Origin of the sequence: Sphingomonas sp. OV641 (genome assembly GCF_900109205.1) — a bacterium.
Lineage (GTDB): Bacteria > Pseudomonadota > Alphaproteobacteria > Sphingomonadales > Sphingomonadaceae > Sphingomonas.
Window position 1 is genome coordinate 1624199 of the sequence record NZ_FNZB01000001.1, and the last position, 15439, is coordinate 1639637.

At 65.5% G+C, this 15439-nt stretch carries 12 protein-coding genes; 1 reads left to right on the forward strand and 11 read right to left on the reverse strand.

What is annotated here, in order from left to right; genetic code table 11:
- The first annotated feature begins 24 nt into the window (after positions 1-24).
- Positions 25-1752: a M1 family metallopeptidase gene (locus BMX36_RS07730; RefSeq protein WP_093064303.1), complete on the forward strand. Its 1728-nt coding sequence runs from the start codon at positions 25-27 to the stop codon at positions 1750-1752.
- 91 nt (positions 1753-1843) lie between these two features.
- Here BMX36_RS07730 and BMX36_RS07735 read toward each other — a convergent pair whose 3' ends face one another.
- The 11 genes from BMX36_RS07735 to BMX36_RS07785 all read right to left on the reverse strand — a co-directional run bounded on the left by BMX36_RS07735 (position 1844) and on the right by BMX36_RS07785 (position 15415).
- The gene (locus tag BMX36_RS07735) at positions 1844-2707 is read right to left on the reverse strand and encodes a hypothetical protein (protein ID WP_143058533.1); all 864 of its coding nucleotides are present in this window, start codon (positions 2705-2707) and stop codon (positions 1844-1846) included.
- A 220-nt stretch (positions 2708-2927) separates the two neighbouring features.
- On the reverse strand, positions 2928-4820 hold the full coding sequence (locus BMX36_RS07740; protein ID WP_093064307.1) for an XrtA/PEP-CTERM system amidotransferase: 1893 nt from the start codon (positions 4818-4820) through the stop codon (positions 2928-2930).
- Positions 4820-6328, reverse strand: a complete 1509-nt coding sequence (gene xrtA, locus BMX36_RS07745; protein ID WP_256210691.1) for an exosortase A — start codon at positions 6326-6328, stop codon at positions 4820-4822. Before xrtA ends, BMX36_RS07740 begins: the two co-directional genes overlap by 1 nt.
- A gap of 8 nt (positions 6329-6336) precedes the next feature.
- Positions 6337-7488: a TIGR03087 family PEP-CTERM/XrtA system glycosyltransferase gene (locus tag BMX36_RS07750; RefSeq protein ID WP_093064309.1), complete on the reverse strand. Its 1152-nt coding sequence runs from the start codon at positions 7486-7488 to the stop codon at positions 6337-6339.
- A 1-nt stretch (position 7489) separates the two neighbouring features.
- The gene (locus BMX36_RS07755) at positions 7490-8512 is read right to left on the reverse strand and encodes a FemAB family XrtA/PEP-CTERM system-associated protein (RefSeq protein ID WP_093064311.1); all 1023 of its coding nucleotides are present in this window, start codon (positions 8510-8512) and stop codon (positions 7490-7492) included.
- Entirely contained in the window at positions 8509-9384 is an 876-nt protein-coding gene (locus BMX36_RS07760) for an XrtA system polysaccharide deacetylase (RefSeq protein ID WP_256210692.1), read from the reverse strand. Before BMX36_RS07760 ends, BMX36_RS07755 begins: the two co-directional genes overlap by 4 nt.
- Entirely contained in the window at positions 9384-10451 is a 1068-nt protein-coding gene (locus tag BMX36_RS07765; RefSeq protein WP_093064313.1) for an ExeA family protein, read from the reverse strand. Before BMX36_RS07765 ends, BMX36_RS07760 begins: the two co-directional genes overlap by 1 nt.
- A 29-nt stretch (positions 10452-10480) precedes the next feature.
- Positions 10481-12103: a porin family protein gene (locus tag BMX36_RS07770; RefSeq protein WP_256210693.1), complete on the reverse strand. Its 1623-nt coding sequence runs from the start codon at positions 12101-12103 to the stop codon at positions 10481-10483.
- Between the two features lie 9 nt (positions 12104-12112).
- Positions 12113-13243: an AAA family ATPase gene (locus tag BMX36_RS07775; protein WP_256210694.1), complete on the reverse strand. Its 1131-nt coding sequence runs from the start codon at positions 13241-13243 to the stop codon at positions 12113-12115.
- A complete protein-coding gene (locus tag BMX36_RS07780) occupies positions 13240-14757 on the reverse strand; it encodes an XrtA system polysaccharide chain length determinant (protein ID WP_093064317.1) in 1518 nt (505 codons plus the stop codon). Before BMX36_RS07780 ends, BMX36_RS07775 begins: the two co-directional genes overlap by 4 nt.
- 10 nt (positions 14758-14767) lie before the next feature.
- Positions 14768-15415 carry an XrtA/PEP-CTERM system exopolysaccharide export protein gene (locus BMX36_RS07785; protein WP_093064319.1) on the reverse strand — a complete coding sequence of 216 codons (648 nt, stop codon included), beginning with the start codon at positions 15413-15415 and terminating at the stop codon, positions 14768-14770.
- Positions 15416-15439: the final 24 nt, after the last annotated feature.

Consider the following 15439-nt stretch of genomic DNA (forward strand, 5'->3'; position numbering starts at 1 on the left):
CCATTGATCGCATTTTAGGACCACATGATCTCTCCATCCCTGTGGCTGGCCGCCCTGCTCCTCCCCCCGGTATCGGCGCCCGGTCCGGCCGGCCTGCCACAAAAGGGCGAGCCGCCACTCACCGCACAGACGCAGATCTCCGGCGGCCCGCGCCCATCGGAGCAAACGGGCGTGACCTTTGACCATGCCGACCTGTCGATCGAGGTACGCCCGAAGCAGCGGCGGATCGAGGGATCGGCCACCCTGTCCTTCACCGCGCGCGCGCCGCTCGCCCGTCTCGTCATCGATCTGGACCGGAACCTGCCGGTGTCCGCCATCGCCATCGACGGGCAAGCGCTGCCAAAACGCGCCTGGTCGAACCCCGATGGGCAGTTAACCATCGCGCTTCCCCGCCCGCTCGCCGCGGGCGAGAAGGTCAGCGCCCGGATCGACTATGCCGGCACGCCGCATGTCGCGGTCAATCCGCCCTGGGCCGATGGCATGGTCTGGAGCACCACCGCCGATGGCAAGCCATGGGTGGCCAGCACGACCGAGGGCTATGGCTGCGATCTGCTATGGCCCTGCCTCGATTTCCCTTCGGGCGAGCCGCGCGCCGTCGATCTGCACATTATCGTGCCGGCCGGGCTTAAGGCGCCTTCCAACGGTCGCCTCACCGGCGTCGAAACCTTTCCCGATGGCCGCACCCGCTGGAATTGGCAGGCGCGCCAGCCCAACACCTACGCCATCTCGCTGGCGGTCGGACCCTTCGAGGAGATCACTGGCACCTATCAGAGCCGCTACGGCAACAAGATTCCGCTCCACTATTGGCATCTGCCCGGCAAGGAAGAGCAGGCGCGCGCGCTCTTCGCCGAATTCGCCCCTACCCTCGATTTCTTCGAAGAGATGATCGGCCCCTATCCCTTTGCGGACGAGAAGCTCGGCGTGGTCGAGACGCCGCACATGGGCATGGAGCACCAGACCATCAACGCTTACGGCAACAAATACGCCAAGGCGCCGGAGGGGTTCGACTGGCTGTTCCAGCACGAATTGAGCCACGAATGGTTCGCCAATCAGATGACGGTGGCGAACTGGGACGATTACTGGCTCCACGAGGGGTTCGCGCAATATATGCAGCCGCTCTACGGCCAGTGGCGCGAAGGCGACGCGCGCTACCTCGTCATGCTGGAAGCACAGCGCAATCGCATCACCAACATCGCGCCCGTGGTGCGCGACAAGCTGCTGACCGAGGAAGAGGTGTACGAGCCCACCAAGGGCGGCGCGGGCACCGACATCTATTTCAAAGGCGCCTGGACGCTCCACACGCTCCGTTGGCTGATCGGCGACCGTGCCTTCTTCGCCGCCACGCGCCGCCTCGTCTATGGCCGCCCCGATCCCCAGCCCGGCAACTTCACGCCGCGCTACGCCTCCACGCGCGAGTTCGAGGCGTTGGTCAGGGAGGAGGCCGGCCGCGATCTCGACTGGTTCTTCAACGCCTATCTACGCCGCGCCGCTTTGCCCGAACTGGTGGAGACACGCCAAGGCGACCAGCTCACGCTGGAATGGCGCGCCGGCGGCCCGTTCGCGATGCCGATCGAGGTGAAGGTCGGCGACCGCATCGAAAGGCTGACCATGGATGGCGGCCGCGGCGTGCTGACCATACCCGCCGGCGCCCATGTCGTGATCGACCCAATGGCCCGCGTCCTGCGGCGATCGGTCGCGGTGGAACAATTGCAGGCGTGGCAGGCCCGACAGACAGCGGCCGCTCGCCCATAACATTCATCAATCCGCAGAGACACCGACAACGGGGACCGCCGCATCCCGTACAATTCAACCGCGTGTGACGAGAGCAGCGGCAGTGCAAAAGCTATTGCTTAGCTTCGCGCGACTTCGACAGTATTTTGCGCAGATTGGCAATTTGGGTGGATATCTCAGGCTCGCCACAGATTGCTCGATCGAATGGGTTCGGCGCATGCAGGCGAATACATGCTGATGCCACCTGTTGCCGCGGAATCATGTCGAGCGGTTCGACGCTCGCATCGCCACGCCTGATCACCGTGCGCAGCTTGGAAAGGTAGCCATTCCAGCCACGTTTCTCATCGATCCGCGTAAGCATTTCCTCAGCCTCGCGCCTCAAGCGTTCCGCCTTGCCAAACTGCTTCATCTGACGGGCGGCATTCGCAGCGCGCGCCTGAAGCCATACCCTGTCTGTGGTGGCAACCGTGGCATCCAGCGCACGCACTTCGCTGATGAACGTGTCCTGGTACCGCTCCAGGCGCGGATCGCCCGTCTCGCCATCCTCTCCGGCCAACTCGCCTGGCGACACTTGCCAGATAGCGGAAAGGAGCAATCCGAGCGCCTGCGGCTTGGGCCGGCCCAGTGCCGTCGCGAGCCAGTAGGCACGATAATAGGTCGTATCGGCTTCGACCAAGCGTTTGTACTCGCCATTTGTTATTAGGCCAGCGAGCTTCTGTGTCTCTGCTTCTGAAAACTTGTCGAACGCGATTAGTTTATTGCTCGGGCATTCAGGAACAGGAAGCGGAAACGGCAGATAGCTGTATGGCCGACCATCGGGTCGCTCGCCGTAAGTGCTGTACATCGACGGCTGCCATGCGGCGAATTGCTCGCCGCCTACTGGACAAGTCATGTACTCCGGACCGCCATGAAGCGGCGGAACTGGCGCGGGCGGCGCGGCTGGAACAGCTTGCAGGAGCAATGCGATCGACAGCAACCTTCACCTCTTCGTCCGTACCTTCCGGCGGAGGTATGCCGTCACTTGCACCGGCACAACGCCGTCCCGCGCATGATCATCGCCACAGCCGCTCTTCCCACTTCACGCCGGTCCGCCGCCCCGCTTTTACCTCATCCGCCGCAACCCGCTGACTGGTCCGGAAGCGTGACATGCTTTCCCGAGCAAAGCCGCGAAGCCGATGCGCCTCGTCTAACAGCCCTCACCCGAACAACCGCTTCAGGCTCCGTTCCAGCATCACGAACTGCCACAGCGTCCGCCCATGCTCCTCGCGCCCGGCGCGGTGCGTCTCCGCCAGTGACCGCAGCACTTCCATGTCGAACCAGCCCGTGTCGGCAAGCACGCGCGATCGAGACAGCGCCGCCGCTTCCCCGGCTAGCGGCCCGCGAAACCAGTCGCTCACCGGCGTGACGAAGCCCATCTTGGGGCGATAGAGGATGTCGCGCGGCAGATAGCGTTCCATGGCTTTCTTCATCAGCCACTTGCCCTCGCCGTGCCGCAGCCGCATCGATGCGGGCAGGCGGGCGGCGAAGGACACCAGCCTATAGTCGAGCAGCGGCTCGCGCGCCTCCAGGCTCACCGCCATGCTGGTCCGGTCGGTTTTCGCCAATATGTCGCCGGGCAGCCAGATCTTCATGTCGGCATATTGTGCCCGATCGATCGGGTCGCGCGCCGGCGCATCGCGCATCGCCGCAACATAGCGGTCCTCGGCGCGATGCCCGTTCAGCGCGCGCCGAGCGGCATCGTTGAACAGCCGTGCGCGCAGCGCGGGCGTGGTCACACCGACCGACCGGGCATAGGCCTCCGCGCCATCGTCGGCGAGCGCCAGCAGCGTTGTCTTCGCCCGCAGCGGGCGCGGCGCCCAGTCGGCTTTGGGATAAAGGTCGCCCAGCGTGCCGAACACCTGGCTGCGGAATCGTACCGGCAACAGCGCGCGCACCCGCTCCTCCGCCGCCTGGAAGCGGTAGCGACGATAGCCGGCCATGATCTCATCCGCGCCATCGCCCGACAGCGCCACCGTCACCCTTTCGCGGGCGAGCGCGCAGACCTGATAGGTGGCCAGCGCCGACGCATCGGCAAACGGTTCGTCGAAAGCGGCGACCACGCGATCGATGAGGCCGAAATTCTCCGCATCCACCACACGCGTGTCATGATCCGTCCGGAACCGCTCCGCGACCGCTGCGGCATAGGCCCGTTCGTCATGGCCGGCTTCCGCAAAACCGATCGTGCAGGTGCGCACCGCCTGCGGGCTCGCCTCCGCCATCAGCGCGACCACCGCGGAACTATCGACGCCGCCGGACAAGAAGGCACCAAGCGGCACATCGGCCACCAATCGCGACCGCACGGCTTCGCGCATATGGGCGATCAGCTCTTCTTCCAATGACTTGGCGGAGCCTTTTGCCCGGTCGGCGAAGGACACGTCCCACCATTTCACTGGCGCCGGCACCGGCTTGCCGCGCTGCACCAGGAGGTAATGGCCGGCCGGCAGCTTGCTCACCCCCGCCACGATGCAGGCATCGTCCGGCACATAGCCGAACGCGAGATAGTCCTCGATCGCGCGCAGATCCGGCACTCGCCGCATCAGAGGGTGTGCCAGCAAGCCCTTGAGCTCGGAAGAGAAAGCCAAAGCTCCATCGGCCAACCGCGTATAGTGCAGCGGCTTCACGCCCATCCGGTCGCGCGCCATGAACAACTGCTGAGTGCGGGCATCATGGATGACGAAGGCGAACATGCCGTTCAGCCGTTCCAGCATCCCCGGCCCCCAGGCAGCCCAGGCGGCAAGCAGCACCTCCGTGTCGCCTTCTGTCCGAAAGACCCATCCTTTTGCGCCAAGTTCGGCCCGTAGTTCACGATAATTGTAGATGCAGCCATTGAAGAGCACGGAGCACGCGCCCGTCTCGTCATGCATCGGCTGGGGGGATCCCTCCACGTCGATGATTGACAGCCGCCGATGCCCAAGCCCGACGCCCGGCGCCGTCCACACGCCTTCCCCGTCCGGCCCGCGCACCGCCATTGCCTCCGTCATCGCGCGGATGCGTGCCGGATCCACCGGCTTGGGCGTCTCGGGATAGTAAAGGCCGGCCAGCCCGCACATCAGCGCATGATCTCGGCTGATACGCGGTCCAGCGCGCCGAGGTCCGCCCGGAACCGTGCCACCGCCCTCCTCGCATCATGGCCCGGCCGCTCTTCGGCGGAGAGATGCAGCGCCACCGCCCCCGGCTCCCCGCCGAGCAGCCGTGCCTTCAGCGTCGCCAGCTTGACCCTGACCGGGGCGCTCGTCACCGTCCCGTCCACGCGATACCAGGTCACCACGACCCGCTGCACCGGCCCGGGCGCCGTGATCCGCATCGCCGTTCCCCCGTCAATCGCCGGCGAGGACGCCACTCGCACCCAGCGGTCGCCCTCCCGCAGCACGCCCGTGCCATAGGAGATCACTTCCCTTCCCTCCTCCTGCCGCGCAAAGACAGCGACGGCGAGGTCCACTGCGTCGCCTCGATCATTGACATAGCGGCCGATCAGCCGGTGATCCGCGCTGGGATAGAATGGCGCCCATGGCGCGCGCGTGCTGAGCGGCGCGCGGCTCCAACCGGGCACCGCTGGCAGTTGAAGCTGCTGCGGCAAAGACTGCACACGCCCCCCGATCGCGGCCGCCCAGGAGACGAACAACGCCGGCGTTACGACGCACAGCAAGGCTGGATGGATCGGCCCAATGCGATGCTGCGGCGGAGCGGAAAAGCGGGCGGGATCGAAGGCCGCGTCATCGGGCGCGCGATCAAACCACCCCCACGCAACCGCCATCACCGCCGCCATGACCACGGCGAAGAACAGCCAGCCATAAACGAGGTGATCAAAGCCGGTCGCCGCCTCCAGCCCTAGAAATTGCGCTGCCCAGATGGTGCCGAACGCGCGTATGCCATTGGCGAGTATCGGCACCACAAGGGCAGCCGCCAGAAAGATCCCGCGTCGTCGCCATGAGCGGAAACAGGTGTTGGCCACCAGCGCACCAAATGCCAGCATCGACAGCACGAACTTGGAGCCGGAACATGCCTCGGCAACCTCGAAATAATAGGGCCCGGCATGGATCAGCACGCCTTCCACCGCTGCTGGCACGCCGGCGAGGTGGAGCAGCGGCATGACCATCGCCACCGTCACCTGCTGTAGCGGGGGCTCCAGCCATGCGCCGAACGGCACCGCAAAGAACGCGTAAGACAGCGGAAATAGCAGCGCGCGCGCAACATGCGGCCCCAGGATTGCCACCACGCTGCCCTGCAAGACGATCAGCACGCCGAAGTGCCGCGCACCCGCCACCCCGGCCGCTTCGCCCAGCAACCACCCGAACCCGCCCGCCGCAACCAAGGCAAGCCCCGGCCACCAGGCAGCGGGGTTCATCGCGCCGAGTTCGCGCCGCCGTATCCACACCAGCCAGCCGACCACCGGCAGGATAAACAGGCAATGGCCGTAGGTCGTGCTGGTCCACCACATCCGCACCAGATCGGCGACGTCACGGTGGAACAGCGCCAGGACGCACAAGCATGAAGCGCCAAGCGCGGCCAGATGAACGCGCCATCCAGCGGCGACCTCGTCAGCGCTTCGAAGCTGCACCGCAGGAGTCACTGGGCGCGATCCGCCAGACACAGGCCCAGCATGGCATCCAGCGGAGCAAGCCGCGCCTCCCAAGCGTAACGCTTGATCACCTGTTGCCGGGCCGCTGCGCCAAGGGCCGTCGCACCCGCCGGATCGTGCAGGAGCGCCGCAACGCAGTCTGCGAATTCCTTCGCGCCCGCCGCGGTCCGGATCGTCCCGGCATGATCGATCCCCTCGGCAGCGGCGTGGCTGGCGACCACCGGCCGGGCCATGGCCATGGCTTCCAGAACCTTGTTCTGCACGCCGCGGGCCAGGTGCAGCGGGGCGACCACCACATCCGCCGCCGCAAGCCAGCCGCGAACATCCGCGACCTCTCCCGTGACCGTCACTTGCGCACCCGCCAGAGCGCGGACCGCCGCTGTCGGCGCTCGCCCGACAATCGCGAAATGAGCGTTCGGCAACAGCGGCAGCACCGATTGCGCGAACCAGCTCACTGCATCCACGTTCGGCCGGTAATCCATCTGGCCGGTGAAGACGATCAACGGCCGTGCACATTGGACCGGAGCTGCGACGCCGGGATCATAATGGACGGTATCGATGCCGTTCTCCAGCACGCGACTTCCCGGCAACAGCGCTGCTTCCGGCGCGCTGACAAACAGAGAGGCAGACGCCCGCGCACTCACTGCCCGCTCATACGCGCCCAGCAGCCGTGCCTCGCGCCGCATCATCCAGCGCATCGGTCCGCTCGCATCCTCGGCATAGGCGGCGAACTTGGCCGAATCCAGATCAACGAAATCCATCACGATCCTGGGTCCGGGCACCGGGGCATATTGCGCCATCTGCCCGGAAAAGACGTACATCGCATCAATCTGATGGCGGGACAGAACATCCGTCACCGCCTCGCTCACGCGCCGATCGGCGAAGGCGGTCAGCGACACTGGCTTCTGCAGCGCCAGCGCTTCCGCCGCGGCACGAAGCTGGGGCTTGCTGCGCCTCACCAATGTGCAGGTTTCGACCATCGCGCGATGCTCGTCCGTCACCGCCGCATCATCATCGACGAACGAGATCAAATGAATGCGGGCCCGCGCCGCCAGATATTTGAGCACATTGAAACTGCGGATCCGGTCTCCGCGATCTGGCGGAAATGGCGCACGATGCGCCAGAAACAGGATATCCACGTCAGCCCAGCCCTCGGCTGATCCATGGACCGACAAGGTTGGCGACCGGCAACGGCAGCTTCTTCCAGCTACGCACCATCATCGCATATTTGGGGTTCTGCGGATTTACCTCGCGCACGGGTCCGTCAGACCATTTGGCGTAGCGCAGCGGCGTGCCCAGAAAGCCCCAGTTCTTTTTGAATGCGGCTGGCCCCGTGCCCGTCTTTGATCGCCCGAAATCGAAGTGTGTGCAGCCTCGTCCGCGTGCGTGCGTCATCAGCGCGAAGTACATCCGATCGTTGGCGCGCAGGTGACGCGCGGCCGCAACGCCGCCGCCCCAATAAGGAAACACCGTTCCCCCGAAATAAAGACTGAGGACGCTCGCGACCGCACGACCCTGGTGCCGCACCGTCAGAATATCCGCGTCCATCATCTCCAATACCGATCGGAACAGCGATCGCGGAAAGACCGGCGTTCCCAGGTTCCGGACCGATTCCGCATAGACGCGGTAATGCTCGTCGGCCAGGGCCAGCCCCCCGGTCACGACCTCCAGATCGGCGGACAGGGCCTTGCGCACCTCGGCCCGCTGCTTGCGCGGGACGGCGAGAAGCTCGGCACCCTCGTCCTCCGCCAGCGGCCGGACAAAGCCGAGATAGGTGTCTTCATCCACGGTCCAGCCGGCAGGCACCGGTCCGCCGCGCAATTCCACTGCGGGATAGCCGATCGCGCGCGCCGCGGCCGCCAGCGGCTCGACCCCTTCGCCCAGCACGCCGCCATCCACCGCGAAACCGGCCGAAACGAGCGCCGCACCGAAGAGGGGCGAACGCATCTCGCTGAGCGGCAGATAACCGACGATGTCGCCGGCGCGCTCCGCCACCAGAAAGCGCCCCCGCGGCCCACAGCCACGCTCCACCGCGCGCGTCCATGCGGTCAGGTGGAAGGGCGTGGCTTCGGGATGATTGGCAACGAACGCATCGATGCGAGCGTCCTCCGCCACTGCTTCACGAACGACCACTTCTCCGCCCGCAGCGGCAGGCGTCTTCACCCGCGCCGCTCCTGCATTGCCACCGCATCGACTCGGCCCCAGCTATGTCGCTTCAACAGGCCGCGCAGCTTGCCGCTCATCGCCCCCAACCGGCTGTAATGCCGCAGCCGGGACCGCATCGGCGCGTTGGAGACCCGTGGCTGGTCGGGATCCACCTCCCAGGGATGAAAATAGAACATGCCGCCATGGCCCGCGCCATTCGCCTGGCGCACCGCGAGATCGGTCAGTGCCGCGGGCAGCAGGCGAAAGAATCCGCCACCCACCGCCATCCGCCGCCGTCCGAGCTCGGCGACCGACACGGGCAATTCGATCATGTCGCTGTCGGATAGCGGCTGCCACGCGAATCGCGGGCTTTCGCGCCATCCGTAATGATCATGAGCGACGGGCGCGACGCTGGAGGAGTAAAGATACCCCTCTTCGGCAAGAACCGCGTGCGCCCAGGGGGTTCGCGTATCGATCGAGAAACTCGGCGCGCGATATCCGGTGACGGCAACGCCGCCCGCATCCTCCAGGGCGGCGCGCGCACGGCCGAGATCGGCGCGAAACTCTGCCGCGCTCATGGTGAAGACGCGCTGATGATCCCAGCCATGGCTCGCAATTTCATGGCCCGCGTCCACGATCCGGCGGATCAGCGCAGGGTGTCTGTGGGCCACCCAGCCCAGCGTGAAGAATGTCGCGGTCACGCCAAATTCGGCGAACAGATCCAGTACGGCGCTGGTATTGGTGACGACCCGGCTTTGCAGATCGCCCCACGACTGCTTGTCGATCGTGTTCTCGAACGCGCCGACCTGAAACCATTCCTCCACGTCCACCGACATGCCATTGATGATCGGCGCCGCGTTTGCGACATTTTCGCTACCGGGAACGATCATCAGGCCGCAGCGCCGCGCACCGCCTCCAAGCTGCCGCGCGGTGCCGGCGCGTCGCTTTCCACCCAGTCGACCAGCAGCGTCAGCATGCGGCGAAGCGCGGCATCCTGCTCCTTCACCTGCTGCTCGAGCCGGGCGATGCGACCGAGCAGTTCGGGATCGGATCCGGCCGGCGAACCGCCCTCCGTGGAACGCGACGGTTCCGGTGCAGCCTTCGGCACGGCGCGCACTGTCGGCGTAATGCCGGAGGCGCTGGGCAGATCCTTGGCGGCGTCCGCCCGCACGGCGTTGACCAGCGCAGCGTCGATCACCTTGGCATCGGTGATGGCGGCATGTAGCAGCACCCGCCCCATCAGCTGGTTCAGGCGACGCGGAACGCCGCCGCTCGCGCGGTGCAGGACAGGGAAGACATTGTCCGCGAAGCTCGGTTCGCCCTGCCACCCGGCGATGCCGAGCCGGTGCGTGACGTAGCTCGCCACTTCATCGGGTCCCATCGGCTCCAGATGATGAATGGCGATCACGCGCTGGCGCAGCTGCTCCAGCCTGTCCGATCCGTTCAGCCGTTCGCGAAACTCCGGCTGGCCGAGAAGGGATATTTGCAGCAGCGCTCGCCCGCCCGCCTGAAAGTTGGAAAGCATGCGCAGCTCTTCCAACGCCGACACGGGCAGCGCCTGCGCCTCATCCACGATCAGCAGGGTACGGCGGCCCGTGCGCGCGACGGCGTGAAGCCCGCGCTCCACCAGCGTCAGCAACTCCGCCTTGGATCGACCCGCCGGCTCGATGTTCAGCCCGGTTGCGACGACCCGCAGCAGGTCGTCGCCCTCGATCGCGGTCGAGACGATGGTGATGACGTTGAGGTTCGCCGGATCGATCTGGGCTGTGACATGGCCCACCAGCGTCGTCTTGCCCGCGCCGATGTCACCAGTGATGACGATAAAGCCTTCGCCCTGGGCCAGACCATAGCCGAGATAGGCCATTGCCTTCCGATGCGTGGCCGAATCGAACCAGTAACGCGGATCGGGCGTCAGCTGGAACGGCCGTTCGGTCAGGCCAAAATGTTCCTCATACATGCCGGGCGACCCCTTAGATTGCTGTCCGGTTAGAACGTGTAACGCGCGCCAAGCAGCGCCTGCGCCGACCATTGGCTATCAAAACCTTCTTGATCGAAGGTATAAAGGCCGAGCGACGCGACGGTGCCCAAACGGCCGAATTGGTGGGAATAGGTGCCGGTCGCGCCAAGATTGAACACGCCATTGGCCAGCGGCAGGCCGCTGTCATAGTAATTCGCGAAGAGGTTGGCGTCGACTTGCGACACCCGGCTCAATGCCCGCGACCAGAACAGCTGGGCGTAATAGCTCTCGTCGGTGACGCCGAGGGCGACGGTGCCGGGCGCGACATCCGGCGTGTTCAGCCGCCGATTGGCATATCCAAGGCCCAGACCATAAGCGGTGCGCCCACGCGTCGCGGAAATGACCCCGTCGACGCCGCGCGCTCTGTAGCTTGCGGTCGAGATCGACTGAAAGACGTTGTTCAGGCATCCCCCGGCATCGGCCCCGCCGGCCCCAGGATTGCCGCCGAAAATGCAGCCGTTGAACTGTTGCCCGAAGGGGTTGGCCGTGCCCTGGAATGCGGTTGGCAAGGTGCGGAGACCATCGCGCAGCTGCCGCCCGAACGTTTCGATCCCATCATAGACGACGATCTGCAGCCCACTGTCACGGGCGAGCTGCCAGTTCAGCGAACCAAAATAGGTCTCGCCGCCATAGCGGTAGCCGGCGTTTGCCTGCAGTTCGAAGCGCGGACTCGGACGCCAGATGACGCCTGCGTCATAAATCAGTCCGTCCGTATTGTAGGCGATCCGTTCCGGCGAGGCAGGGTCGGTGACGAACCGTCCGTTATCGTCCACCACCGGGTTGCCGCTGGCATCAAGCAGCGCATCGCGCTGGGAAGCCGTGATTTTTTCGTATCCCGCACCTGCGCGCAGAGCGACAGTGCGGCTCACCGGCATGGTCACGTCGCCGCGCGCGTAAAAACCCTCGTACGTCTGATCTAACTGCCCAGCTTCCTCACGCTCATACGCGCCGCTGACCGTTACCCCCACGGGCAGCACGGCGCCCACCGGCACGCCAGCGGATGCCTGGGCCAGCACGCTCTTCGAATCGTCGAAATAGTCGAGCCGCTGCTGGCCGGCTGCCAAGCCCGTCGACACCGGCGCTTCTACCTTGGTGTAGCCGCCGAACGCCGCGGCGGCGATCTCCACCGGCCCCGCCCTGGTGGTGAGACTGGGGCCGGCGTAGACCGAATATACCTGGGTCACATTGTCGACATTGCCAACGAAGCTGCCCGGCGCCGTCCCCCGAATGTCGGCCCGCGCTCGGGTCGCGACGGCACCACCTTCAACCGTAAATCCCGGCGCAAGCGTTGCTGATGCGCGAGCCAGGCCGGTATGCACATTGTCGTCGGCGATGCGGTCGTCCCACTGGATCCGGCGCTCGTAGCGGTAGCTTACCTGCCCTTCGACACGCCGCCCGCTGATCCCGGCATCGATGCCCACCGCCACCTGCGAATAGGTCAGCACCTCGTCGTTGCTGAGACCCACGTCGAGAACCTGCGCAACCTCGATATAAGGTGCGACGTAGCGATCGCGTGCCTGGACGCTGGTCGCAGCAAGAAGCATCACCAACGTGACGCTGCAACCCAGTGCCCTCTCTTGAAGCCTCAGCACGCTGCCTTCCTAACCGTAATAGCTTCCGAACCGGCCGCGGCCGGGCTCGTAGGATCGTGAATTCAGTACCAGGCTGATCTGCTCGCAACCGTCCAAAAGATTGACCGCCTCACGGATCTCCGCCTCGGTCGTCCGGTCCGCCCGCACGACCAGCATCACCTGTCCGACAAGCAGCGCCAGGACAGATGCGGGCGACGCGGCGAGCGCGGGCGGCGTGTCGAAGACGATGATGCGGCGCGGATCGTTCGCCAGCAGGCGCTCCACCACCTCCCGCGTACGCGCGCTCGCGAGCAACTCGGTATCCGAGTGGCTGCGTTTGCCCGCCGGGAGAAGTGACAATTGCGGCACGTCGGTGCGCACCACGAATTGTTCGGGATCAAGGCTCCGATCGGCAAGTATGTCGAGAAAGCCGGTAGAATCGTCCAGGCCCAGCGTCGCCATGACGTTCGGCTTCGCGAAATCGCCGTCGATCAGCAGCACCTCGACGTCGCGCTCTGCCGCCAGACTGATCGCAAGATTGATCGCGCAGAAGGTCTTACCCTCGCCCGGCTTTGCGGACCCGACGAGAATGGTCCGCGAACGCTCGCCCGCAGGCCCGGACGCGAGCGCGCGGGCGCCCAGAAGAAGCTGACGCTTCACCAGGCGGAATTCTTCCGCGAGCGCACCGATCGGCGCGCCGGGAACCAGCATGCCCTTTTCCGCCAGCATGGCCCGATCAACATGCGCGATCCCGTCAAGGAAGAGCACCGGATCTTCTTCGGGCTCCGCGCCAGCCCGCAACTCCGATGGGATCGCCATCAGGGTCGCGGCGGCTTCGCGCGACAGCGTTTCCGCGCCTTCCGGCGCCGGCGGCGCAGCCGCGATCAGGTCGAACGCAGGATCGTCTGCCGCCGCCTCGCTCTCCGTACGACCGAAATCTTTTGCAGGAGGCACCGGGGCTGTATCCGCCGCCATGCCGTCGATCTGCTGCTCCGGAGCATATGCCAGTGCCTGTACGACTGGTGCGGATTCCGCGATCTCGGGAGCGGAAACCTGCGCCGTATCGGGCGCGTCCCGCCGTCGCAGGTGCGCCCCGAAGTCATAGACCCGAGCCGCACGCTCGATGAGCGACTCATCATGCTTCTTGTCGGCGTTCGTCATGCTGCAAGACCCCGCTGAAGCATTTCGACGCCAAGCAGCGCCACATAGCCAACGGCGAGCGCCCCTACCCCACCGATGAACACTTTCAATTGCTTCTGCCGCAGCTCCGCTTGCTGACGCGTCAGCATTTCACCGATGGAGCCGATGACCGGCATCCCGGACATTTTTTCGAGCCGCTGGGCGGTCGGAAAGGTCGCCTGGACTTTGGACATGGCGAAGGCGCTTCCGATGCCACCGAGGATCCCGGCGATCAGCACGCCGGTCAGCAACAGCGGCCGGTTGGGCGCAGAGGGTGTGCGCGGCTGCGTTGGCGGATCGATCACGCTGAACTTGACCGCGTCGGTCTGCGACTGCGCCTGGCTGCGCAGGTTCACCTGCTCACGCTGCGCGAGAAGGCGGTCATATTGATCCTTCAGCACGGTATAATTACGCTCGATCTCGCCCTGCTGTGCGGCAACCTCCGGGTCCTCCGACAGCTTGGCCGACAACGTGTCGAGATCGGCCTGGAGCTGCTGCTTGCGCATCCGCAGCGCCGCGACATTCGCCTGCCGGTCGGCCAGCATCGACTGCAGCGAAAGATAGGCGGGATTGGGCACGCCGCCGGAAGCTGCACCCGAGGGCTCGCTCCGCACCGCGGCCTGCGCCTGGGTCAGCTGCGCCTTGAGGGCGATCACGTCGGGGTGATTGTCCGTATATCCTCGGCCGCGCGCGTCGGCGAGCTGCCCCTGGATCGCCGCCAGGCGGGCTCGCGCTGGCCCAACGCCCGCCGTGCCAGCCGCGCCAGCGATGCTTTGCGGCGTTGCCGCAAGCTGCCCCTGCAGCGCTGACAGGCTGGAGCTTGCCGCTGCCAGATCCCCGTCGACCTGGCTCATCTGCGCACGGGCCGCGCCGATCCGGTCGCTGACTGATCCGGTGCCGGGTAGCGATCCAAGATAGCGATTCTGGAAATCTGCCCGCTTCGCCTCCGCATCCTGCAGCTTGGCGCCCAGCGACTGCAACTGCCCGTCCAGGAACTGAAGCGTCTGGGTGCTCTGCGCGCGATCGTCCGACAGGTTCGTCTCGACGAAGATGTCGATCAGCTTCTGCGTAATGCTGGAGGCGAGCTTCGGCGTGGCCGCCGTGCTGACGATCTCAAAGAGATTGTCCTGCTGGGCGGTGATCTTGATCGCATTCTGCAGGCCCGCCGCCCGGTCGGCGACCTCCTGATCGGTGGAGGCGGTCTTCGCCAGATCGGTGCCGCGGACGACCTTTTGCAGGTTCACCGAAGAGGTGAGCGTCTGGCGAACGGTATCGATGTCACGCTGCTGATCGCCCATCGCGCTGGCATCGCCAACGGACGGCAGGACCGATCGCATCTGCACGAACACGCGCGCGCGGCTTTCATACCGGCTGGGAATCTGGCTGACGGCCAGCCAGCCAAGCAGGCAAATGGCCCAGGCGACGCCGAGCGCCAACCAGCGCCGGGTCCACACGGCATGAACCGCGATCCTGACCTCTTCGTACAGCCCGGTCACCAGCGCGCCTTCAGAACATGCTCTCGGGGATGATGATCACATCACCCGGTTCCAGCCGAACGTTCGCCTTCGAGTCGCCGTCCTTGAGCAAGCGATTGATGTTGAGCTGATATTCAGCCTGTTTGCCGGTGGCGCGATCATATCGGATCAGGCGCGCGCGGTTCCCGGCTGCATATTCGTTCAATCCCCCGACAGCGATCATCGCATCAAGCAGGGTCATGTTCGCGCGATAGGGCAGCGCTGCCGGCTTTTCCGTCGCGCCAACGATGCGCACCTGCTGGCTGTACGTGCCGGAGAAGCTGTCCACGATGACGCTGACGATCGGATCCTTGATATATTCCCGCAGCGCGAGCTTCATGTCGTCGGCGAGCATTGCCGGCGTCTTGCCGACGGCGGGCATGTCGTTGACGAGCGGGGTCGTGATGCGCCCGTCCGGCCGCACCTGCACCTTCGCGGACAGTTCCGGATTGCGCCACACGAAGACCTGGAGAGAATCGAGCGGGCCGATGATATATTCGTCACCCGGCTGTTCGCGCTGAGCGACGAACGCCGCTGGCGGCAATTCCGGTCGGTTGCTCGCGACGCTCGCGCATCCGGCCAGCATCGTCATAGCGAGCAGGGCTGCAGGCAAGGAAATGTACCCTCGCGATACGCGCATCAAATAACCTCCGTCAGGCGCAAA

Bases quoted from the DNA above. Each gene is read 5' to 3' on its own strand.
- BMX36_RS07730 (WP_093064303.1), top strand. From the start codon at position 25: ATGATCTCTCCATCCCTGTGGCTGGCCGCCCTGCTCCTCCCCCCGGTA.
- BMX36_RS07765 (WP_093064313.1), bottom strand. From the start codon at position 10,451: ATGTATGAGGAACATTTTGGCCTGACCGAACGGCCGTTCCAGCTGACG.
- BMX36_RS07785 (WP_093064319.1), bottom strand. From the start codon at position 15,415: ATGCGCGTATCGCGAGGGTACATTTCCTTGCCTGCAGCCCTGCTCGCT.
- BMX36_RS07775 (WP_256210694.1), bottom strand. From the start codon at position 13,243: ATGACGAACGCCGACAAGAAGCATGATGAGTCGCTCATCGAGCGTGCG.
- BMX36_RS07760 (WP_256210692.1), bottom strand. From the start codon at position 9,384: ATGATCGTTCCCGGTAGCGAAAATGTCGCAAACGCGGCGCCGATCATC.
- BMX36_RS07740 (WP_093064307.1), bottom strand. From the start codon at position 4,820: ATGTGCGGGCTGGCCGGCCTTTACTATCCCGAGACGCCCAAGCCGGTG.